The organism is Alloiococcus sp. CFN-8 (genome assembly GCF_049943125.1).
GTDB lineage: Bacteria > Bacillota > Clostridia > Clostridiales > Clostridiaceae > JAEXZL01.
This window is the reverse complement of the sequence record NZ_CP188040.1, coordinates 1,998,890-2,022,691: the sequence shown is the minus strand read 5'-3', so window position 1 is coordinate 2,022,691 and position 23,802 is coordinate 1,998,890. Positions and strand designations below refer to the sequence as shown.

Here is a 23,802-nt window from a genome sequence, read left to right as displayed (position 1 = left end):
TATATCAATAACCCACTAATTCAATTTCATTATATAAATATAATTCTATTTATTACTTACTATTTCAGAACAAAAAAAATTACTATAGGAACTAAATAAGTTTTAGTCCTATAGTAATTATTGATTAAATGTGTTTCTATCTATTTATTTGTTAGCTTCAGCTTCCTCAGTTTCTTCTTCATCTCTTTTGTCTCTTCTAAACAACAGTAACAATAATAGTAAAAGAAATAGCCAACTAAATGGATTTTTCACAATATCCATATACCCCTTATGACTTTCACTATTATTTTCATTTAAACCTTGTCCTACATCTAAGGTATTATCTTCATTATTACTATTATCTTGCTTTAGAAGATTTTCTTCATTGAGACTACCATCTTGATTTACATTGTTCTCTTCCTTGAGATTGTTATCCTCATTTAGGCTGTTTTCTTCCTTGAGACTATTATCTGAATCTAAATTATTGTCTTCAGCTGAATTATTATCTCCAGTAGAGCTATTTTCTTCATTAATACTGTCATCTTTATTTATGTTATTGTCTTCTCCGGTATCATCATCTCCACCAGAACCTTCTTCATCAACTATACCCTCTTCTTGATTAGGTTTATCCACATCGTCATTACCATTATGAATATTATTATCATTATCATTATTACCATTACCGATGTCATTGCCATTATTATCATTACCAGTATTATTATCCCCGTTGTCACCATCTTCTTCAGGTAATGTTGCTTCTATATCTTCTAGAACCTTTATCTTTCTGGTAAAGATAATAATATTTCCATCTCTATCGGTTACCGTATATTTAATAGTATATGTCCCAGGAACGGAGCTATCGTAGTCCCCTGCATCAATTTTGATATCTAACTGTTCTTGGCTATCCCTATCGTCTGTGATAACAAGCCCCTCCAGGAAGTCAACTTTATCACCGTTTAAGATCTCCATGTCACTTATCTTATCGACAACAGGTGCATCTCCCTTGGAATTAATTGAATTCTTTAGCTTTTCTAAGGTCTCCTCAATTAAAGTAAGAGCTTTGTTCGTATCACCTTGATTTAAAGTTCCTAGACTCATCATATTATTAGCATTATCTAAAAGTGCTTTTAATTCTTCGGCGACTTCCTTAGAATACTTTCCATTTAAAATTCCTATTAAATCATTATCTAAAAGATATTGATAGAAGTTATTAGCTTCATCCATAGCTTCCTTAAGATAAGTATAATCAACCTTAGCGGGGGTCAATGGGATAATTCTATCCTTGTAAGTATGATATCCATCATTAACTTTAGAAAGTATAAGCTGTTCACTTGCTTCTGGTATCCCTAGATTACCCTTAGTATTATAATTTACAGCTTTAAGACTATCCATATAGGTATTTCCATATGCTATAAACTCATTATTTTTATATGCTGTCTGCGCTCTACCACTTATAGTAATTTGATCTCTGTCATCACTTAAAAAGGAATTCTTATAAATTATAAAGCTTTTAACATCACCGTAAGCATTTGCCCAGACATCCTTTGTAACACTTCCATCAGCATTTTTTAAACTAAACTCAAGGGTATCTCCATCTCTAAAGCTTTGATAATATAATATTCCGGTTCCTTGTCCACCAAAGTTAGTTTTTGCATGGAATAGGTTGTTGTATATCACTGTATCATAAAGCAGGGTATCCTCTCGTGATAAATCATCGTATATATATGTTAGCAAAGGAACATCATCAAAGTAATTAGCACCTATATAAGCGTTATTTCCATTCCTTATCTTGACACCACCAGCAGCTCCATTTTCCATTCCTTTAAAATAGTTACCGACAATATTTAAACCATCATAGCTCTTAGAGTAAATTATGTGGTCTCTTCTTTGTCCCTCTTTAGAAACATTTATACCAGATATCAACACATCTGTTGGGAAATCACTAAGTATATCTCTTGTCTTTACTATGTTAAAATAATTGTTAGATATAACAACATTAGTATCATATCTTTCATTATTTATAGCAGTAAAGAAATTACCTTGATTTCCAGAGACTAAATTTGAGTTCTTAATTATGGACAATCTATTGCTTACTTCTGCTGGTAGCATTTTAGCTGCATCCTCAGCACCATCTAGATCTCCAAAGAAGTTGTTGTTTATATTAGTATTTTTAGTTCTATATGTGGATATACCTCTACCTGGATAATTGGTCCCTCTTAAGAAAATATTATTTTCTATTGTGTATTTGCTATTTTTAGCTATCACATAGGGTTCCATTATAGCCTTTGATATGCTTCCATCTGCTCTTTTTTCTCTAGTGTAATTACCATTGATAAAGGTATTATTTTTTAATGTAATTCCTTTTTTATATGGACCGTTTATTTCAACTCCCATATTATTGAATACTATACCTTCTATTGCAACATAGTTCATGACACCTTTGTACTCTGCATAATGTAGCTTCAGCATTTTTTCAGTACTAGAAGTACCATCAAAAATGGAAAGGCCATTTTTATCTCCACTTAGCTTAAAATTAGATAAAGCAGGCAGCGTTATTTGAGATAAATCAATATCCCTTGTTATTTTATAGGTTCCTTGTGGGAAATATAGCTCTCTACCATGGGAGGCGGCATATTCAATTAGCTTTTCTAGCTTTTTCGTTTCATCATTAAGCCCATCTCCCACTAGCTGGATAGGATCTCCATTTTCATCTAGAACCTCAGTATTCTTTGTAACATCTATAACCTGTCTAATAGTCATATAATCAATATCTTGTTCTTGATATTTCTTTTTCCTATCTTCACCTTGTATGTTAAAGTGGTCTAAATAGTAATCACTTAAGACCTTATATTCTTTATCATTTATATATACATCATAGGTGTCCTTCGGATAAATAAATTTATTATCCTGAATATAACCATCAGTCATTTCTAAGTTTTTAACATTAACATTTATATTTGATTCTTGCTGCTTTATCTTACCGATAACTTCAACATATGAATCTGAATAACCTGAACCTAGAAGCGTTCTCGACCTTGTTATAACAATTCCACCTTCATTATTGTTCATAGTTGTACAGTTTTGTAATTTCACAGAGCTACCATTAACAAAAACTCCAGTTCTAGCTGAATTTTCTACCGTTACAGTATCTAATAAAGCATTTTTAGAATTATATATATTAATTGCATGGTTATTAGAGTTTTTTACTGTAACATTTATCAATCTAATATCCTTTCCTTTTAAGGTTAGGTTACCAAGATTGTTTAAATCAATAGCTTTTCCATTACCATTTATCACAACACTTGAAGCCAATACAAGCTCTAAGGTATTGCTTCCTTGATCTAAATCACTTTGTTCAACCTTAAGATCATTATTAAGAGTAAGAACGCTACCACTATTTTGAATATTAGCCTTTAGCTCAGCAACAGAATTTATAATTATGTCTTTTTGAGCATAATAATCTACTTTTTCGTTATTGCCTTCTGTATAATTATTTCCTTGTAAATAACAATTACTTATATCAGACAAAGCGTTATCCTTTGGCATAGCATAAGCTATATTAGTTGATAGCATGGTAAATAATAATGCACCTGAAATTAACTTCTTCAACCTAATCCCCCTTCTATAATGTATCCCTTATCTTGTTTTAACAAGCGATTTCAATTTTATCACATTATTCGTCAAAAAAAATCTTTTTTAGTCATAATTCTTATATCTTTATAAACCATAAGGAAATAATTAAAAAAAGAAGTTCAAATATGAACTTCCCTTTATAATGCTCAATTCTTTAGCAATTCCTGCTCCTCCAAGAGCAGCTAGTATAATTAACACTATGGATATTCTCTTTATTAATTTCTTCTTGTTTGTATTTACTATTTCTTTTCCTTTTTCTATATACTCCTTCATTTTAATTCCTCCTTAATTTAAAAAAACACTGGTGCCTAATCCTATTATGGCACCAGTGAAAACTTTTAATTATAGCTTATGAAATTATTTTATGGACTTATTATCTCTTACTAGTCTACAGACTTTAAGGATTCCACCATCTTGATTCTCTTCAGCTTATAGAACATCACGTAATTTACCACCACAGCAAAGACCATGGTTAATACCGCTGCATAGACATAGCTCATAGGCATTATTTCTCTTCCAAACATCATATCATCCATTTCAGCAGTGACTATTACAAACTGATGAAGGACTGCTCCAAGTACCAATCCAAAAAGTGTTCCCACTATAGAAAGAACAAGATTCTCTCTATATACATAGGCCGATACCTCTTTATCGTAAAAGCCCAGAACCTTTATGGTAGCAATTTCCCTAAGCCTTTCACTGACGTTAATATTTGTAAGATTATATAGTACAATGAAAGCCAAAGCTCCTGCCGATATAATCAAAACAATTACCACGTAGTTTAGGCTAGTAATCATATTGTCAAAGGTTTCAGACATGGAAGTGACAAAGGTTACTGAAGTTATATTATCCTCTTCTAGCAGTGTGTTTGATAGCTCATCTTCAAACTTTTCACTGCTATCTGTGGCTTTAATCAAGATACTCTTATACTCAGGAGCACTTTTATATATCTCCTGATAAAGCTCTGGAGTAATGTATGCAGAATGACCAGAGTAGTTTTCTGTTATACCAGTTACTTGAACCTTTCCTATCTCTCTATTATCCTCTTTAATGGCTACATTATCTCCAATATCCACTTCCAGGACATTAGCGAGCTTTTCTGTAAGGATTACTCCTTTCTCTGAAAGCTTAACCTCTTTACCGTTAGTTCTTTGTCTAAGAGATATAAATTCATAGATGTCTTCAGGTCTTTCTGGGGTTGTAAGGATAACATCCTCTTCACCATCCTCCGAGGCAAGCTGTATATTTTTATAATCCATTACTATAAAGCTCTCAATTTTCTTCTCTTCCTCTATGAAATCTAGTATTTCTTCTCCCCTAGCTTCCTTTAAGGAAATGTCTGTATCAATGGAGGCATTATAGTTAAATATCTCATTATACTGCTTTCCTACTATATCTCTTATTGAGTCTTTGACCCCAAAGCCTACTAGTATTAAAGCTGTACAGCCACCTATTCCTATTACTGTCATGAAGAAGCGTTTCTTATATCTAAATATGTTCCTAAAGGTAACCTTTTGTATAAAACTGATCCTTGACCATATAAAAGTAATTCTCTCTAGGAATATTCTCTTACCTGTCCTCGGCGCTTTAGGTCTCATTAAAATAGAAGGATTTGCAGTAAGCTCCTTTATGCAGGCAAAAACTGTAGAAAATACTGTTACAGATACTGCTATAGCAACGGAACCAATTGCTATCCCTACATGAAAGGCTGGATCAAAATTCGGAAGTGTATACATTATACTAAAGGCATTAAATACTATTCTAGGGATAAGCTCAAAACCTAGAAGAACTCCTAAAATAGCTCCCAAAGAGCTGGCTAATATAGCGTATACTATATACTTAAAGGCCACATCTCCCTTGCTATAGCCTAAAGCCTTGTAGGTACCTACATTAATTCTCTGCTCATCTACCATTCTGGTCATGGTGGTAAGGGCTACCAAAGCTGCAATGAGAAAGAAAAATACTGGAAACACTCTGGCTATAGCATCCATATTTTCTGCTGCTGCACCATATTGCATGTATCCATAATTGGTATCTCTTCCAAGGACATACCATTCGGGCTTTTCTATTGAGGCTATCTCTTCCTCAGCTTCAGCTATCTCATCTCTACCCTTCTGAAGCTCAGCAATACCTTCCTCTTTACCCTTTTCATATTCTCTCCAGCCTTCAGCAATTTCCTCTTCTCCCTGCTGTATTTCTCTTTCTGCTGCTAAAAATCCCCTTTCTGCTTCCGCTTTTCCAGCCTGAAGATTAGCCTCCTGTTTCTTCAGCTCAGCTCTTCCAGAATCTAGCTCGCTACGAGCTGCTGCTAGATCAGCTTCTCCCTGGGCAAACCCTGCTTCAGCTTGTTGCTTCTGAGAATTAAAATCCTGCCAAGCTTCATCTAAGCCCTGACGCATCATAGGAAGCACCAGTTCAAGCTCAGCTACTCGAGTCATCAGCTCTGCCCTTTTTTCAGGAGTCAAGCTTTCATCAGCTAGTTGCTCTTTTGTACTTGCTAAAAGTGCCTGCTGTTGTGAATACTGGTCCTCCTGCTGCTTTAATGCATTTTCTCCTTCTTGAAGCTGTGCTTCTATCTGAGTCTTCTGTGCCTGAAATTCATTGTAGCCCTGATTATACTCAGCCTCACCAGCCTCAAGCTCCTGGTATCCTGCAGCAATCTGCCTCTCTGCATCCTTAATCTGATTATTAAAATTAACTCTTTCCTGATTTAAGGTATTTCTTCCTTCTTGAAGCTCACGTTCTGCATCCTTAAGCTTATTTTCTGCATCGGCAAGCTCCTTATTTAGGGTTTCCTCACCCTCCTGAAGCTCTTGTCTTCCTTCTTCTAGTTCTGCCTGAGCCTCAGCAATTATCTCATTATATCTTCCTTCTTCTCTCTCTTCAGCAACAGCTTCTAGTGAATCCTTTATATTATCAATGAGTTCTTCATACTCATCATCATAGGTTCCCATTGCTCTAGCTGCCTTAGAGGTAACATATACTTCTGTGTAAAATTCACTCTTAAAGTTTTCCTGTGGTATCATAACAAAAGCAGAGACCCTGCCATTGCCAATAGAGCTAGTTCCTCTTTCATAGGATATATAGTAAGGATGCTCCACTATCCCTACTATTTTATATTCTGTTTCCTTTAAGCTTTCGCTGATGTCCTCATCAGTTCCCGAGGCTAAGGTTATACCAGAGCCTATTTCAAAACCACTTTCAAAAAGGGCTCCTCTTTCAACTACAATTTCATTAGAAGCTTCTGGAAAGCGACCCTCCACCAGTGTAGGCCTATTAATATAGCTTTCATCTTGATTATTCAGCTTATCTAAAGGAAGAGAAAAAACCTTTATTACCTCTTCCTTATCCTCTAAGGTTACCAGTACATCCATGGAATATGTAGGAAATACTCCATCTACTTCCTCTACCTTCTCAATAGCTGCTATATCCTTGTCACTAAAGCCAAAGGTGGATAAAAGCCTTATGTCCATAAAATGGGTATCATCAAAGTAATTATCTCCAGTGATACGCATATCCGGTCCTGTAGCAGTAATTCCTGCATAAAAAGCCACCCCTAAAAAAACTATGGCTAGGATGGCAAAGAACCTACCAAAGCTTCCCTTTATCTCTCTAAATGTATCCTTAATTAATGCTTTTTTCATACTACCACTCTATCTCTTCTACAGGGAGAGGATTATCATTCATTACGATTTTATCCACTCTTCCGTTTTTTATTTTGATTAGCTTATCAGCCATAGGAGCAATAGCTGAATTGTGAGTAATAACTATTACTGTCATACCAAATTCTCTACAGGTATCCTGAAGAAGCTTTAGTATGGACTTACCAGTACTATAATCTAGAGCACCCGTTGGTTCATCACAGAGCAAAAGCTTTGGCTTTTTAGCCAGGGCACGAGCTATGGCAACTCTCTGCTGTTCTCCACCGGAAAGCTGGGCAGGAAAATTGTTCTTTCTATCTTTAAGCCCAACCTTATCCATAACCTCAGAAGGGTCTAAGTGATCATTACAGATCTGCACTGCAAGTTCAACATTCTCCACAGCTGTGAGGTTTTGAATTAAGTTATAAAACTGAAAAACAAAGCCAATATCATCTCTTCTATAAGTGGTAAGCTCCTTTTCTTTGTAGCTGCTGATTTCACTGCCATCCACTATTATCTTTCCAGAGGTGGGTGAATCCATTCCTCCTAATATGTTTAAGATTGTACTTTTACCGGCACCACTGGCACCAACTACTACTACAAACTCTCCTTTATTAATGGTGAAATTTACTCCATCTACTGCCTTGATTTCTACTTCGCCCATTTTATATATCTTTTTTACATCCCGCATCTCAATGTATGCACTCAATATTTTTCACCTCTAAATTCTTTCTTACTTTATAATTTTATCTATTAACAGAGGCAACCATTCTATTATAAGTATGTCTTTTACCCCTTATGGCTATGCTATAGGCTGTTATATTTTCTGGAACAGCCATACCTGGATAGCCTGCATCACCTATATGATGCATATCTGTTCCTGTCATCTTGCACATAAGTGCAATCTCTCTTATGGTTGCCTCATCTGCACCCTCCTGAGAGGTTCCTATGGCTGTGAGAGTTAGAACTCCTAAGCTATGAGCATATTCTACTAGCTCTCTAATATACTCCATGGTTATCCCTGGAACAGTCCCTGGTGCAGGGAATAATATTACATCAGCACCTGCCTCCACAAAGCTCTTTACATCCTCTTTAGTAATTATATTCTGTGCAGCTTCCTTATGTGAGCCAGCAGCATGCATTTTGCCAGCAATAAGAATTAAGGAATCTCCCACCTCTCGCCTAATACTCTTTATGGAGGCAGCTATAGCCTTATTTGAAACTCCTGTTCCAGGATTTCCTGTAAGTACAATAAAATTAACACCCATGTCTGCTGCTTTTTTTCCATTATCGGCAGTAGCCAATCTACCGGTAGAGAGCTTTGTAATCTCTCCTAGAGTTTTTTCCTCTTCATCTACTGGCTCTAAATTAATTCCTATAGGTCTTCCTGTAAGCCTTTTTATTTCACGAACTACTTCTTTCTTTTCCACATGGTCATAGCCATAAACCATAGGGTTATCCACATCAAAAACGTTCAAGATTATCATATCTGCACCAAAAGCAGCTACAGCCTCTGCATTGCTATATGGATAAAACATTGATGGCACCGTTCCTACGGTCTCAGCCACCATCACTCTTCCTTCACTAGCCTCAATAGCCTCAATTAGCTCCTTAGCATTTAAAGAAAGCAGCTCTGAGGAAGTGCTGCTTATTAGTCTTTTTACCATAAATGATTCCTCCCTAATATTTAATTTATCATTTCAATATTAACTGTATATTAATTGTTATATAAGCTTGAATTAAATAATACAGATAATGTATTTCTATAAATAATTATATTATACTATTTAATTAAGTGATATAAGTTTATAAGTGAATTAATATTGTATTTACTTCAAGTTAATATGCTATAATTGTATTGCCTAAGAAATTTTCAAAAGTATACTTCCTTTAAAGTGAAGTATACTTTTAATAGCGTATTTTTGTAAACGTATAACTGTAAGGGAGGGTGTTATGCAGATTTAAGCTTTTATAGGAACAGCTAAGACTTTATATTAATCAATCATATTATTAAAGGGGAATTAACCATGGACAATAATCAGGTAAAGCTAAAAAGAGCTATAAGCTCTGAGACCTTTATATTTTTGTTTATCTTCTTAGGCTTCTTTTTCACCCTTGGCTTTATAATGGGTGGTGTAAATATGATCAACACCTTAATCGGCACTGCCTACCAGCTGCTTATGGATACAGTATTTTATATTCTGGCTGCTGCCGTAGTTGCTGGAGCAGTTTCTAGCCTTCTTTCAGAATTTGGTGTAATAGCCTTGATAAACAAGGTACTATCCCCTCTGATGAGGCCAATTTATGGCCTTCCAGGGGCCGCCTCCATGGGTATAATAGCTACCTATGTATCAGATAACCCTGCAATACTTCCCTTAGCTAATGATAAAAATTTTAGAAGATACTTCAAAAAATATCAGCTACCAGCCCTTACTAACCTGGGTACAGCCTTTGGTATGGGACTTATCGTTACGGCCTTTATCATAGGAATACCTGCACCCTCTGGTCACAGCTTCGTCCTTGCTGCAGTAATAGGAAATCTTGGAGCCATCATAGGAAGCTTTGTGAGCACAAGGTTGATGCTCCGCCATACCTCAAAGGTTTATGGCACTGCAGAATATTGCGATCCAGCAGATAAGGACACCTTAGAAATAACCAATGATTTCAGAGTTGTTCGTGATGGAAACGTGGGCCTCAGAGCAATTAATTCCCTTTTAGAGGGGGGAAAGCTGGGAGTTACCCTTGGCTTTGATATAATACCAGGGGTTCTGATAATATGCACCCTTGTCCTCATGCTTACCAACGGTCCCTCTTCAGCTGGAATATATACTGGAGAAGCCTTCCAAGGTGTTGCCTTCTTTCCCTGGGTGGGTGAAAAGCTCTCCTTTATTTTAAAGCTGCTTTTTGGATTTACCAGCGCTGAAGCTGTTGCCGTTCCAATCACAGCTCTAGGAGCCGCAGGAGCCGCCATAGGCTTAATCCCTAAGCTTGTAGAAGCCGGCAAAGCCACTGGAGTCGACATAGCAGTATTCACCGCCATGTGCATGTGCTGGAGCGGCTACCTCAGCACCCACGTAGCCATGATGGATAGCCTTAAGGCCCGTGAGCTCACCGGGCATGCCATCCTCTCCCACACCATAGGAGGAATCTCTGCTGGTGTCGCTGCACATCTTCTATACAAAGGTATATTACTCCTGTCTTCAATTTTGTAATGAATAAAAAATTATTGCATTAAATCATATTTAATCAGTATATAAAAAAGACCTGAGATATACTCCTTATATAAACACAAACTGAGTTATCAGCTTATATAACAGGAATCAGAATATCTAGGTCTTTTATTTATTAAGTTTATTTATAATTTATTCTACTTAATCCTTACGGTGAATTCCTCATTAATTCTTGCAGGATAATCATCTAACTCCAAGGAAATAGGTCCTACAAAGTCTTTGTCTATAGCAAGTGTAATAGAGCCACTTTTTACTCTTACATTATCCACAGTAGAGCCGCCATAGGAGCTGCTAGAAGTACTGCGATAAACTACCCCCCTACTATCTACTGCATCCCACTGGAAAGACAAGCCACCACTATCATCCTCCTTGGAATCTTTATACCTATAGCTAATGGTCAAGCTATCCTCAGTGAATTCATCAACAGTAAAATTAAAGCTCTCATCAGGACTCTTTATGACTTTCTCATTTTCAACATCTAATATAACAGTGAGCTTATCCTTATCCATGGCTCGTATGCTACTTCCTCTTATATATAGCTCCTTGGGGTCTTTAAAATAGTCGCTTTCTAAATTTATGGTTTGATGATTATCATCTCCCCTACTTCCTGACCACCCTTCTACAGTTCTCCATACAGCTCCATCCTCATCCACAAGCTCCAAATCCTCAAAGCTGAATATCTTTTTGGTATTGCTTTCAGCATACTCGATATAAAGTGTTGTCTGAATGGGTGTTATTCTAGCTTTTTTAAATATAATCTCCTGTCCCTCAACAACTACCTTCTTATTTATAGTATATTCATGGACCATGTCCTTAAGCCTTTCTGTATCTATTGGAAAGGAAAAATCCCAGCTACCTTCCAAAACAATTTTTTCTCCCTTTTCTCCTCCTTGAAACTCCTTCTGCTGTTTAAGCTCAATGGAAATTTTCATAATTTCAGGTATAGCATCTATATCCCCACTAAACAAAATACTGAGAGATCTTACATATTCACCATCCTTTGTTAAACCAATTGGCATACCATCATGCCCAAAAGCATATTCCTTCAGCTTATTTCCTTCCCCATCCCTAAACTTAACTTCTTCTATACTTATACTATCATACTGACTCTCATTCACTATTTCATAATATATCTCTGCTCTAGAGGTATCTATGATTACATCCTTTATGGTAATTTTTATCCCCTGCTTCTCAACACTCTCATTAACATTAATTACAAAATTCTGCTCCACAGCAGCTTTTAGTCCCTTGTCTCTATACACTAGCTCCACTATATAGTTAAGACCTGGTATCTTACTTACACCTTCTGCAAAGGCAGGAGAAATATAAATCATGGATATAAAAAATATACAAGCAAATGCAGCAGCCAAGGTACTAGCTAATCTAATTCTTTTTCTGAAAAGGATCTTCCTTCCCTTATTCACGCCTTTGGCAATATATTCATCTATATTCCCAGGTAGTTCAATCAATTCAGCCTCCTCTAGAAGATTCTCTATGTCTTCCTCTCCTAGAGGCCCTATTAACTCCTCCTGCGGAAGTCCCATCATATCCCTATACAGCTTTTCATAATCCTTATCTTCCTTCATTGCAGATACCTCCTTCCAATGATATGGCTCTCATTGCTTTAAGTCCTCGGCGGATATAGCTTTTTACTGTGCCCTCTGGCATTCCCAGTGCTTTAGATATATCGCTGATAGTCATGTCCTGAAAATACTTAAGGCCAATAACTCTGCTATACTCTGGTTTTATGCTGCCTAAGAGGCTATCTAAATAAATCTTGTCCACAGAAATCTCATCTGCTTTCCTCTGGTAATTATTATCCGTAGTAAAATCTAATGAAACAGGCTCTGAGGCAGCTACCCCCTCACGGTTATTTTTCTTGATTTCGTCAAAGGCATAATTGACGGCTATCTTCATTAGCCAACCCTTGAAGCCCTGTGGGTTTTTGAGATTTTTAATATTTATTAATGCTCTACAGGTAACTTCCTGCACACCTTCTAAGGCTGACTCCTGATTCTTCAAATAATAATGTAGAGTTTTAAATAAGAGTACTTTATGCTCCTTTATGAGCTCTAGAAAAGCTTCTTCATTTCCTCTTTGGGCTTCTTTAACCTTCAGCTCCAGCTCCATCCCTAACCTCCTGCTCCACTATAAATCTGTTTCAGTTATAAAATCATCTATATAATATTAGACTTACACAAAAGGAAAAAAGATGCAATTAAATATAAATTTTATGAACTATTTTTTAACTTTCTTTTACTAAGGCTTTAAGTCTTTTTACTGTAATCTTAAGAGCATATAATAAAAATAGGGGTGTTAAGGATTTCATGAAAACCTTAATAAAAATTCACTATGAAGGGGATAAGAATATGGGTTTGACTACTAGCTTGTTGAAGGAAAGAGAGATAAGAAAGGAAGTAAATCTCTGCGATGATAAGGGTAGGCTTTTGAAGGACAGCATAGTGTGGGCAAAAAATCCAGTAGTTAACTGTAATGTAACTAGGAACTGGCTGAGAAAAAAGAAATGGAATTACTGGTGCATCACCAATGAAGAATGTTTATTTTCCGTAACTATATCAAATATTGATTATGCTGGGATGATATTTGCATATTTTTTGGATTATAAAAGTGGACTCTTTATAGAAAAGACCGTTATAGCTCCCTTTGGAAAAGGCTGTGAGATGCCAAATAGAGTTAATGAATCTGTATCCTTTGAAAATAATCAGCTATCACTTAATTTTATTCAAGAAAAGGATGGAACTAAGATAACTGCCAGCTGTAACGATTTCAACGGTTTTGAGATGAATGCTGATTTTAAGGTTACTCATCCAAAGGGACATGAAACCTTGAATGTAGTAATACCCTGGGATGAGAAGCACTTCCAATTTACCTCTAAGCATCAGTGTCTTCCAGTAACAGGCAATCTCACCGTAGGAAACAAAACCTATGACCTCTCTTCAAAGAAAACCTTTGGCTGTTTAGACTTCGGCAGAGGTATATGGCCTTATAAGGTTACCTGGAATTGGGGCAGTGCTTCAGGAATTCAAAACGGTAAGGTAATTGGATTAAACTTAGGTGGACAGTGGACTGATGGGACTGGGATGACTGAAAATGCCATTGTTATCGATGGAAAGCTTACAAAGATTAGTGAGGACTTAAAGTTTATATATGATAAGAATAACTATATGAATACCTGGGAGATAAAGTCTACGGTTACCGACAGGATAGATCTGTCCTTTATTCCCTTCTACGAAAGAATAGCCAAAACAGATCTTAAAATAGTGAGATCAGAGGTTCATCAAGTGATAGGCTATTATTATGGAAGCATACAGGATAAAAATGGAGTAACCTATGAAATAAAGGATTTATTAGGCTGGGTTGAGGATCATTATGGGCAGTGGTAACCACTGCCCGTTAATCCTACTTATTAATGAAGCTCAAGATAAAATCATTGTATCCCTTAAGAGCCTCATCCGTTAAATCTAGATGATCCCTTTCGGGAACCTCAACATACTCTACTGTGTGACCAAGATCCTTCAGTGCATTTACGAAGGTATCAGAGTGCTTTTCTTTGTTCACCATGGTGTCCTCTAGAGTGTGCACAATATAATATGGTATTTTAGGCATCTCCTTTATTTGCTCTATGGGAGATGCTGTTTTTATCGCCTCTTCTAAAGGCATATTATAATGAGCAAAGGCATGATAAATAGTCCTAGGCAAATCTGCTCTTTCCATATAATGATACTGCAGGTCACATACAGGACAGTTAGCAGCACAGGCTGCTGGCGTCCTTTGTGCATACCGACTGTATATTAAAGCACTTAGTCCACCCATACTACCTCCTGTAGAGATAACAGGAATATCATCATTAAGAGAATACTTATCAAAGATTGCTTCCATTATGGAATCTACAGTTTTCACCGCAGTAGAGTTCATCCAGCTCCAGGGTCCATAGTAAGGGAATACATAAAGAATACCCTTTTCTGCGCAGTCCTTTGAGAGCTGACTATGGTCAGAAACCATTCTCCCTCCTCTGCCCAGTCCATGGAACTCTAAAACTATTCCTTTAATGGGCATTTTACAGATATCCTCGTTAGTATGTGCGAAGTATTCTAGATTTGTTTTATTTATTATATCCAAAGCATATCCTCCTTTTAATCTTTAGTTCTGCCAAGCCTTATATATTTCTAGCAATTCTACTATAGTAAAACATTTTGCTATGCAGCTTTATTATATCCTTAAAATAAAAGCTATATAAAAAAAGTGGCCATAGCCACTTCTACTGATATTTACTTAAAAACTCTTCAAAAGTCAGATTATTTCTTGTTATGTATTCACTATAGGGTTGTCCAACATATCTATAATGCCAGGGCTCATAGCCATACCCTGTTATGTCCTCCTTACCCTCTAAATATCTCAATATATATCCATATTTATAGGCATTTTCTGAAAGCCATTTAAAAGCCTCTGTATTCTCAAAGCCCTCATCCAGGCTCTGATAATTCTCTGCCACTATATCCATGGCAAGGCCAGTTTGATGCTCTGAGGCTCCCGGCTGTGCAGAATATTTTTCTGTATGGGCTCTCCCTTTTATTCGTAGATTTCTTTCATACAGATTCTTTTGGATAGAATAGCTTCTATAGCCAGAATTAGCTAATAACATAATACCATCGTCTCTAGCTGCTTCAAAAAGCTCTTCTAAAGCCTTAGCAGCCTTCTCTTCCATTACCCTTACAATTTTATCTGAAGACTTGGTAAAAGGAACCTCAGGTAATACTAAGGTCTTCGGCTCATAAGTATCCTCTAGCCTTACCTCTTTATTTACCAATATAAGATATTCATCCTGAAGGTTGGCCCTTACATAAGAGTGAAAAAGCTCTTGAACCTCACTTATTAGTGTTCCCGCCATCAGTGCGACCCCTTCATCTTCTATGAGCTTATCTTCCGTCTCTTGGGACGCTACAGAGGATAAAATTACTTCATTACTTGCTACATTTATATATGTACAACCTGCTCCTAATAACAATACAATTAATCCCAATATCAATATAGAATATTTCTTATTCATCCTCTCACCCCCTAATAAATTATACATAATATCTTATCTTAATTATATAATATTTTACAAAAACCAACAGAACCTTAATAAAAGTTTTACAATTCATACTATAAAGCCTTTACAATTACTCCAATAGTGCAAATAATCAATAGCTTAAACATCAAAAAATCATTGTATTAAATGACCAAAAAAATACAAAAAATCCTTGTAATTACTGATGAAAATGTTATGATAAAGCAGAAACCTAAAGAAAAATCCTTTTATACTTTGCTTGCTTAAAAATACTATGGAGGAGGTATTATCATGGATAATATAAAGCTTACTAATATGACAAGTCACGGTGGCTGAGCTGCCAAAATAGGCCCTGGTGCCCTGGCGCAGGTACTGTGTCAGCTACCTAAGTTTTCTGACCCAAATTTAATTGTAGGATTTGATAAAAGCGATGATGCTTCCGTTTATAAAATAGATGATAATTTAGCACTTATTCAGACTGTGGATATCTTTCCACCGGTAATCGATGATCCCTATGAATATGGTCGTATAGCTGCAGTAAATTCCTTAAGCGATGTTTATGCCATGGGAGGCAAACCTAAGCTAGCCATGAATATATTCTGTTTTCCTGAGGACTTGCCTAAAGATGTTGTACATGCAATCCTACAGGGAGGCTATGAAAAGGTCATGGAAGCCGATGCCATTATTACCGGTGGGCATACCATAAAGGATGCCGTACCTAAATATGGTCTTTCAGTTACGGGCTTTGCACATCCTTCTGAAATATTGACCAATAGCGGTACTAAACCAGGAGATATCTTAATCTTAACTAAGGCCTTAGGCACAGGTATTCTCACTACTGCCTGCAAGACTGATCTCCTTGAAGCATCTCACTATAAAGAGCTAGTTTCTTCTATGACCATGCTAAACAAATATGCAGCTGAGGTTATGGGAAGCTTTAAGCCTAACAGCTGTACTGATATTACCGGCTTTGGACTTCTAGGACATGCTTTTGAGATGGCAGAGGGCAGTGGCTTGAGCCTCCGAATCGACTCCTCGAAGCTTCCTATACTGTCAGGAGCTATAGATATGGCTAAGCTAGGAATAATCCCTGGTGGTGCCTATGCCAACAGAGAATATCTTAAAAATAGTGTTCTATTTAAGAAAAAGCTACCGGTGGAGCTGTCAGATATAATGTTTGATCCACAAACTGCAGGGGGACTATTGATATCCATACCTGAAAAGGAAGGTTTAAAGCTCCTATCTGCTTTAAATGATATAGTGCCTGTTGCTGAAATAATTGGCTCAGCGGAAGAATTCAAAGATTATAGTATAATAGTAGAATAAATAATTTAGGCTTTTGTAAAATATCAAATTTTACAGAGGCCTTTTTGCTAATAATTCACTATTTCCTCTTCTATTTATAAAGACAAGCAATGCTATAGAAATAATCAATACTTGTTAAATAATTATCTAAAAATACTATTTTACAATAAAATACATATCCCTTATGCTTAATAAGGAAGATTAAAACCAATGGGGGATACTGATATGATTCGAATAAATGCAATAGGAGAACCATGCCCGGTGCCAGTAGTTAAGAGCCTTAAGGCTATTGAAGAGCTTAATGGCGCTGGCACAGTGGAAACTCTTGTAGATAATGAAATTGCTGTAGAAAATCTCACAAAGATGGCTACTAACAAAGGTTATGATGTAACAGTAGCTAAGCTACCTAATCATGAATTCAAGGTGACTATCAATACCTGCAAGGAAGCGGAAGGCTCTTCCGAAGCTCCTGCTGACGTAAATGAAAATATAGCAAGTAATGAAAATAGAATAAGTAATAAAAATAGAGTAGTTGTTATCTCCTCAGATAAAATGGGTGAAGGAAATGATGACCTGGGAAAGGTTCTTATAAAAGGCTTTTTATATGCCCTAAGCCAGCTGGAAGCCCTACCTAATACCTTGATTTTTTACAATGGCGGAGCAGTCTTTACCTGTGAGGGATCCAGTTCTTTAGAGGATTTGAGCTCCATGGAAGAAAAGGGTGTGGAAATCCTTACCTGCGGAACCTGTCTTGATTATTATGGCTTAACCCAAAAGTTGAAGGTTGGACAAGTTACCAATATGTATGTAATTGCAGAAAGGATGTCTCAGGCTGATTTAATCATAAAGCCTTAAGATATTTTCTTTTATAAACAAAGATATGAAAACATTTTCTAAGGGGGATAAAAAGATGAATATTAAGGATACGGTTAGTATTAATAAGGTACAGCAGGATGCAGAGAATTATTTCCGCGGGGGATATTTTTGTTGCGAAGCTCTAATGGCTTCTATCCGGGATAACTTTGAATTAGATATTCCTAAGGAGGTTATTGCCATGGCTTCTGGTATGGCCGTAGGAGCTGGTCGCTCTGGCTGTATCTGTGGCGCTTTAAATGGAGGTATTCTAGCCCTGGGTTTATTCTTCGGAAGGACAGAACAAAATGGACCTCAGGATCCAAAGGTAGTAAAATGCATGAAGCTTACTAATGAGCTCCACGATTGGTTCAAGGAAGCCAGTGGTAAGAATGCTGTCTGCTGCCGTATCCTTACCAGGGGACTCAATATGACTAAGGGAGAGCATAAGGAACAGTGTATCCATTTTACAGGTATCTGTGCTGCTAAAGTAGCAGAAATTATCATACGTGAGCTTGAGCTTACAAATCTTGATAAACAAGCTACTAAGATAGGAGAATTAATATGAATAATTTAATAAAAAGAATAACAATTCCTATATGCGGCCTTAGCCTTGGCCTTGCTGCTCTTGGTAACCTGCTTCAAAGCTATTCTGAAGGTCTCCGCTATATTTGCGGTATTGCTTCAGGGATTCTTATGGTTTTATTTTTGATAAAGGTAGTTATGTTTCCTAAGATGATTAGTGAAGACTTTAAAAATCCAATTATGGCCAGTGTCTTTGCAACCTTTCCCATGGCATTAATGCTACTAAGCGTTTATGTTAAACCCTGGCTTGGAGCTTCTTCACGATACCTTTATATCTCTGCAATCTTAATACACATTGGCTTAATTATATATTTCACTGGAAGCTTCCTAATAAAGCTTCAGCTGCCTAAGGTTTTTGCAAGCTATTTCATAGTATATGTTGGTATAGCTGCAGCCTCTGTTACAGCCCCTGCCCATGGAATGCTGTGGATTGGCAAGGCTGCCTTCTGGTTTAGCTTTGCAGCACTCCTTGCACTTCTAGTACTTATTACTATAAGATATGTAAAGCTTTCAGCTGTTCCTGAGCCTGCAAGACCACTGATTTGTATCTATGCTGCTCCTGTGAGCCTTTGTATTGTGGGCTATATGCAATCAATTATGCCAAAATCCTTAGGATTAATCGCTGTTATGTATGTTTTTTCATTGATATTTTATATATTCGCTTTAGGTAAGGCTATTAGCTATATATCCCTTCCTTTCTATCCTAGCTTCGCTTCCTTTACCTTCCCTTTTGTAATCAGTGCACTAGCATCAAAGCAGGTAATGGCTTTCACGGCTAACACAGGCAAAGGGCTTCCCATACTAAAATACATAGTGCTGGCTCAGACTATAATTGCTGCCGCAGCAGTTCTTTATACCTTCTGCCGCTATATGATATTTATTTTCAAGAGCCCTAAGGTAAAAAGTGAACAGGTAATAACTCCAGTTAAAGCTTAAATAAAAGTGAAAAAGTGCGTTCTCTCATCTGAGGAAGCGCACTTTCTATTTCCTTATATTATTCTTCATGAGAAGAAATTTCATCCTTAAAATAGCCTAAAACAAATTCCTTAAAGGTTTCGACGGCTGGGGACAATGCAACCTTTTTGCTATGAACAAGGTAAAAATATCGCATAAGGCTAAGATTTTCAAGTTCAAAGGTTAAATAACCCTTATCCTCCCTACCCTCTGCAGCTATCTCCGATATCATAGATATACCCATATTACAGGACACTGCCTGCTTTATAGCCTGCATGCTGTTCATTTTAGCAGCTATATTAAGCTTTCTTCCACCATAGCCTATCTTCCCAAGACTATCCTCCAGATCCTTTATGGTACCTGAGCCTTGCTCTCTATAAATAAAAGGCTCATCTATAATTTCCTCTATTTTTATGGGCCTATTTCCTATACTAAGAAACCTATCGGTCTTTGGGGTTATGAGCACCAGCTTATCTTTAAATACAGGTATATATTCCAAAGAGGAATCGGCCTTATTTCCTGTAAAGCCTATTTCACTTTTATTATCTGCAATGCTGGTGATTACAGAGGCGCTATCAGACTGTTCAACAAAAAATCTAATAAGAGGGTGCTCTCTTTTAAAAGCAGCGAGCAGAGCTGGTAGCAGGTATTCACCAGGTACGCTGGAGGTCTGGATTTCTAAAACACAATCCATATCATTAACCGATGGCTTCATAGACTTAATGGCTTTTTCCCGGGTATTAAGCATATCTAAAGCATACTGAAAAAGGACCTTTCCCTGCTTAGTAGGCACTGCTTCTCTATAAGAACGATCTATAAGAGGTAAGCCAAGCTCTCTTTCTAAGGAATTGATGTGAGCACTGATGGTAGGCTGAGTCAAAAATAATATATCTGCAGCCTTAGAGAAGCTTTTGTACTTAATAACTGCTACAAAGGCTTCTATCTGTCTAAAATCCATTTATTCTCCCCTCCTATTTAATCAGTACACGGGCATCCTTTTCCATCCGTGTTATCTTCCGTTCATCGAAGGCTTCAAGGATTATAACAGAATATTTACGAGAGGTTCCCAGGTAGTCCCTAAACTCTCCTAGGGTTATACTGCTTTTTTTATTCATATGTTCTCGTAGACCCTCTAAAGCCTTCATCCAATGAGTAGAATGAATAAAGTATTGATAGCTTATCCTTTCAAGTACCCCTTCTGTAGCTAGGGCTTCTATAATCTGCTTAGCTAAGGCCCTATCCTTTTCTGAGGCTGCTACCTCTTCAATATCAGGGATTTCATAACCAAGAGCCATATATTTGTCAGCTATTCTATTTTTCATTTTAAGCTGTTCATCGCTATAGGATATTTCAAAGTCATACCTTGAGGTGTAGTTCCCTGCCTCCTTAATTAACTTCTCCTCTACTAGCTTCTTAATAATAAGCTCCAGAGACTTTGCATCTTTAATAAAAAGCTTCTCTCCAAGCCTTGTTCTGAATTCTTCTTTAAACATTCCCACAGATATTGGGTTTTGCTTATGATACTGGTCTAATATATCAATAGCCTTATCTGAAGCATAATTAAAATACTCTTTATGCACCACTAAATTTCTACCAAGGTCAGTGGCACTTCCAATTTGTAGAAGCTTATTTAATATAGCTTCAGCTTCACCCAAAGTAATAGCCATTCTAGCTGATAAATCTGACACAGGAGCTAATGCTTTGCTTTCCTCCAAGAGTATTTGTTCAAAGACTTCCTCTACTGTACCTTTATCTTTAATGGAAAGAGAAGAAATAACCTCTTCATTAAGCCTTTTTCTTTTTGGTGGATTTGAATCCAGCACTACTCCACCACCGATGGTTTCTAAAGGTGAATAAAATCTCACTATGAATCTATCTCCCTTTTTTAAGGCAGCATTTTCCTCGAGCCTGAGCTGTGCATATCCTGATTCACCGCTTTCTAAGGTGTCCTTATCTAAAAGCACTGCCTTACATAAAACCTCAGAGGCTCCATAGTATAGGTGCAGTCTGCTGCCATTAATAAGGCTTCTTTTGCTATCATCAAACATATCCAGCCTTACATCAAGAATCATAGTAGGGGTTAGACTCCCCTTAGCTGCTATAACAAAGCCTCTTTCTATATCTTCCTTCTTTATCCCCGTAAGGTTAACCGCTGTACGCTGACCAGCATAGGCCGTTTCCACCACATTTCCATGGACCTGTACATTCCTCACCTTAGCCCTCTTACACACAGGATAAATATCTACCTCATCTCCAACGGATATAGCTCCTTCTATTAAGGTTCCTGTGATTACTGTTCCAAAGCCATCCACGGTAAAAACTCTATCTATAGGTATTCTTAATAGAGATGGATCCTCTCTTCTTTCACTTCCCAAGGAAACCAAGTCACAGATTAAGTCTTTGAGCTTTTCAATATTTTCCCCCGTATGGGAGGACACCTCTATCATGGGAGAGCTCTCAAGAAAGGTTCCTTCCACATGACTCCTTATATCCTCTCTCACCATTTCCAGCCATTCCTCATCCACAGCATCCACCTTGGTAATTACCACTATTCCTCTACTTATCCCAAGCATCTTAATTATTTCAAAATGCTCTATGGTCTGAGGCATAATCCCCTCATCAGCAGCCACTACCAACAGTACCAAATCAATGCCTCCAATACCAGCTAGCATATTTTTTACAAACTTCTCGTGGCCTGGAACATCTATTATTCCTATATTTAACTCTCTATCATTAGGCATGTTGGCAAAGCCAAGCTCTATGGTTATCCCCCGCTTCTTTTCCTCTTTAAGCCTGTCCGTATCTGTACCAGTCAGGGCCTTTATGAGGCAAGTCTTCCCATGATCTACGTGTCCCGCAGTTCCAACTATAACATTACGCATTTTTCTTCTCCATACTATATTTTTCACTGATTTCCTTAAGAGCTTCTATGATTATTAATCTTTCTTCCTGAGTTATGGTCCTCATATCTATATAAACCTTATTCTTATATATCCTTGTAATAATGGGTATTTTATAGCTACGTAGTGCTCTTTCAATCTTTTCTGCAGCTATGCTTATAGAGTCTATTGCTAGAGCGTAACCCCTTAATACTGAGGTTGGGGCAGAGCCACCACCAACTCTTTCCTCCACTTCAGTAATAGCTATATTATAAAAAGCTGTTTTTTCCGTTATAGCTTCCTTCATTGCTAATCCATTATTATAAAGCTCCTCCGAAGTTCTGGTAAGCATCTCAAGGACAGGTATCTCCTTTATAGCCTTTTCCATATCAAGATATTCTCTAAAGGTAGCTTCCATAGCTGCCAGGGTCATCTTGTCCACTCTAAGTATTCTTGCAAGAGGGTGCTTCTTCATGGCATCTATGTATTTTTTCTTACCAGCTATTATTCCTCCCTGAGGTCCTCCAAGAAGCTTGTCCCCGCTAAATAGAATTACATCTATCCCTGTTTTTAAAGCATCAATAACTGTTGGCTCCTCTACCCCGTATTTTTCAAGATTTATCATAAGCCCACTGCCCATATCATAAATTACAGGGAGACTTACCTCCCTACCTAATGCTACAAGTTCCTCTAGAGAAGCTTCTTCAGTAAAGCCAACTATTCTATAATTGCTTGTATGAACCTTAAGTAATGCTCCTGTAGCCTCAATATTTACTGCTCTTTTATAATCCTGAGCCTTTGTTTTATTTGTGGTGCCAACCTCTCTGAGAATTGCACCACTCTGCTCCATTATTTCAGGTATCCTGAAGGAGCCCCCTATTTCCACCAGCTCTCCCCTTGAAACGATTACTTCCTTCCCAAAGGCCATGGAGGAAAGACAGAGCATTGTGGCTGCAGCATTATTATTAACCACCATAGCTGCTTCCGCTCCAGTAATTTTTATGATAAGCTTTTCAACGTGATCATGCCTTGAGCCTCTAGCTCCCTTTTTCACATCATACTCCAGTGTGGAAAAGCTGCTTGCTATATCCATTACACTTTCACAGGCGGACTTCGATAGCTTTGCCCGTCCTAAATTTGTATGGAGAGTCACTCCTGTGGCATTGATTGTTCTTCTTAGGCTCTTCTGATTTTTTTCAACCAGGAGAGCAATAATATTATCCATTAAATCATCATAATTAGTTATATGTGATATATTTTCCTCTTCATTTAATAGCTTTGTCCTAAGGCTGCTTATAGCTTCTCTGATAGCTTCTACAATAACATCTCTTGAAGTTTCCCCCATAAAAACAAATAAGCGCTGATCCTTCAGCACCTCATCAACCTTTGGAAGCTTTCTTAAAAGTTCCTGTTTATTCATATTGAACCCTCCGTTATGATAAAATGGCGGGAGTATGTGGGAATCGAACCCACCCAAGAAGCTCCTAACTCCTCGAACTGGTTTTGAAGACCAGAAGGCACACCAGCACCCATCTACCCCCATATCTGTAACTTATGAGTTTACTAGGCTCATGATTTTAACCATATGTTATTTTAATCACAACCCAATGTCATTATATAACATAATTAAATAAATATCCACTAAAATGTAAAATATGTAATAAAATATCCCT

At 37.1% G+C, this 23,802-nt stretch carries 18 protein-coding genes and 1 tRNA gene; 6 read left to right on the top strand and 13 right to left on the bottom strand.

The features are described 5' to 3' along the window. Nucleotides 1-144: 144 nt before the first annotated feature. The 5 genes from ACPWSR_RS09295 to ACPWSR_RS09275 form a co-directional block, all read right to left on the bottom strand. Entirely contained in the window at nt 145-3,588 is a 3,444-nt protein-coding gene (locus tag ACPWSR_RS09295) for an immunoglobulin-like domain-containing protein (protein ID WP_426347957.1), read from the bottom strand. A gap of 129 nt (nt 3,589-3,717) precedes the next feature. Then, nucleotides 3,718-3,885: a hypothetical protein gene (locus tag ACPWSR_RS09290; RefSeq protein ID WP_426347956.1), complete on the bottom strand. Its 168-nt coding sequence runs from the start codon at nt 3,883-3,885 to the stop codon at nt 3,718-3,720. 110 nt (nt 3,886-3,995) lie between these two features. Next, entirely contained in the window at nt 3,996-7,256 is a 3,261-nt protein-coding gene (locus ACPWSR_RS09285; RefSeq protein WP_426347955.1) for an FtsX-like permease family protein, read from the bottom strand. A gap of 1 nt (nt 7,257) precedes the next feature. Continuing rightward, complete coding sequence (locus ACPWSR_RS09280; protein WP_426347954.1) at nt 7,258-7,917, bottom strand: ABC transporter ATP-binding protein; 660 nt, start codon at nt 7,915-7,917, stop codon at nt 7,258-7,260. An 82-nt stretch (nt 7,918-7,999) separates the two neighbouring features. Further along, on the bottom strand, nt 8,000-8,920 hold the full coding sequence (locus tag ACPWSR_RS09275) for a haloacid dehalogenase-like hydrolase (protein ID WP_426347953.1): 921 nt from the start codon (nt 8,918-8,920) through the stop codon (nt 8,000-8,002). Between the two features lie 360 nt (nt 8,921-9,280). Here ACPWSR_RS09275 and ACPWSR_RS09270 point away from each other — a divergent pair, with 360 nt between their 5' ends. Next, nucleotides 9,281-10,465 carry a CD0519/CD1768 family membrane protein gene (locus ACPWSR_RS09270; protein WP_426347952.1) on the top strand — a complete coding sequence of 395 codons (1,185 nt, stop codon included), beginning with the start codon at nt 9,281-9,283 and terminating at the stop codon, nt 10,463-10,465. Between the two features lie 155 nt (nt 10,466-10,620). On the opposite strand, the gene ACPWSR_RS09265 is transcribed toward ACPWSR_RS09270, so the two are convergent. Further along, nucleotides 10,621-12,069 (bottom strand): DUF4179 domain-containing protein, encoded by a 1,449-nt coding sequence (locus ACPWSR_RS09265; RefSeq protein WP_426347951.1) that lies wholly within the window; start codon nt 12,067-12,069, stop codon nt 10,621-10,623. Beyond that, on the bottom strand, nt 12,056-12,613 hold the full coding sequence (locus ACPWSR_RS09260; RefSeq protein ID WP_426347950.1) for an RNA polymerase sigma factor: 558 nt from the start codon (nt 12,611-12,613) through the stop codon (nt 12,056-12,058). The genes ACPWSR_RS09265 and ACPWSR_RS09260 overlap by 14 nt, the downstream gene beginning before the upstream one ends. A gap of 197 nt (nt 12,614-12,810) precedes the next feature. Here ACPWSR_RS09260 and ACPWSR_RS09255 point away from each other — a divergent pair, with 197 nt between their 5' ends. Further along, nucleotides 12,811-13,887, top strand: a complete 1,077-nt coding sequence (locus tag ACPWSR_RS09255; RefSeq protein WP_426347949.1) for a DUF2804 domain-containing protein — start codon at nt 12,811-12,813, stop codon at nt 13,885-13,887. Nucleotides 13,888-13,903: 16 nt separating this feature from the next. On the opposite strand, the gene ACPWSR_RS09250 is transcribed toward ACPWSR_RS09255, so the two are convergent. Both ACPWSR_RS09250 and ACPWSR_RS09245 read right to left on the bottom strand, forming a co-directional pair. Then, nucleotides 13,904-14,623: an alpha/beta hydrolase family protein gene (locus tag ACPWSR_RS09250; RefSeq protein WP_426347948.1), complete on the bottom strand. Its 720-nt coding sequence runs from the start codon at nt 14,621-14,623 to the stop codon at nt 13,904-13,906. A 139-nt stretch (nt 14,624-14,762) separates the two neighbouring features. Beyond that, entirely contained in the window at nt 14,763-15,551 is a 789-nt protein-coding gene (locus tag ACPWSR_RS09245; protein ID WP_426347947.1) for a M15 family metallopeptidase, read from the bottom strand. A gap of 294 nt (nt 15,552-15,845) precedes the next feature. Between ACPWSR_RS09245 and selD the strand changes: the two genes are divergently transcribed. From selD to ACPWSR_RS09225, 4 genes are all read left to right on the top strand, one after another. Continuing rightward, entirely contained in the window at nt 15,846-16,880 is a 1,035-nt protein-coding gene (gene selD, locus ACPWSR_RS09240; RefSeq protein WP_426347946.1) for a selenide, water dikinase SelD, read from the top strand. 204 nt (nt 16,881-17,084) lie between these two features. Continuing rightward, nucleotides 17,085-17,714 (top strand): sulfurtransferase-like selenium metabolism protein YedF, encoded by a 630-nt coding sequence (gene yedF / locus ACPWSR_RS09235; RefSeq protein WP_426347945.1) that lies wholly within the window; start codon nt 17,085-17,087, stop codon nt 17,712-17,714. Nucleotides 17,715-17,769: 55 nt separating this feature from the next. After that, the gene (locus ACPWSR_RS09230; protein WP_426347944.1) at nt 17,770-18,279 is read left to right on the top strand and encodes a C-GCAxxG-C-C family protein; all 510 of its coding nucleotides are present in this window, start codon (nt 17,770-17,772) and stop codon (nt 18,277-18,279) included. Continuing rightward, on the top strand, nt 18,276-19,232 hold the full coding sequence (locus tag ACPWSR_RS09225) for a TDT family transporter (protein WP_426347943.1): 957 nt from the start codon (nt 18,276-18,278) through the stop codon (nt 19,230-19,232). The genes ACPWSR_RS09230 and ACPWSR_RS09225 overlap by 4 nt, the downstream gene beginning before the upstream one ends. Before the next feature lie 58 nt (nt 19,233-19,290). Here the strand turns inward: ACPWSR_RS09225 and ACPWSR_RS09220 are convergent, their stop codons facing one another. The 4 genes from ACPWSR_RS09220 to ACPWSR_RS09205 all read right to left on the bottom strand — a co-directional run bounded on the left by ACPWSR_RS09220 (nt 19,291) and on the right by ACPWSR_RS09205 (nt 23,670). After that, nucleotides 19,291-20,208 carry a selenium metabolism-associated LysR family transcriptional regulator gene (locus ACPWSR_RS09220; protein WP_426347942.1) on the bottom strand — a complete coding sequence of 306 codons (918 nt, stop codon included), beginning with the start codon at nt 20,206-20,208 and terminating at the stop codon, nt 19,291-19,293. A gap of 13 nt (nt 20,209-20,221) precedes the next feature. Then, nucleotides 20,222-22,132 carry a selenocysteine-specific translation elongation factor gene (selB, locus tag ACPWSR_RS09215; protein WP_426347941.1) on the bottom strand — a complete coding sequence of 637 codons (1,911 nt, stop codon included), beginning with the start codon at nt 22,130-22,132 and terminating at the stop codon, nt 20,222-20,224. Further along, nucleotides 22,125-23,549: an L-seryl-tRNA(Sec) selenium transferase gene (gene selA, locus ACPWSR_RS09210; RefSeq protein ID WP_426347940.1), complete on the bottom strand. Its 1,425-nt coding sequence runs from the start codon at nt 23,547-23,549 to the stop codon at nt 22,125-22,127. Before selA ends, selB begins: the two co-directional genes overlap by 8 nt. Before the next feature lie 24 nt (nt 23,550-23,573). Continuing rightward, a tRNA-Sec gene (locus ACPWSR_RS09205) sits at nt 23,574-23,670 on the bottom strand. Between the last annotated feature and the right edge of the window lie 132 nt (nt 23,671-23,802).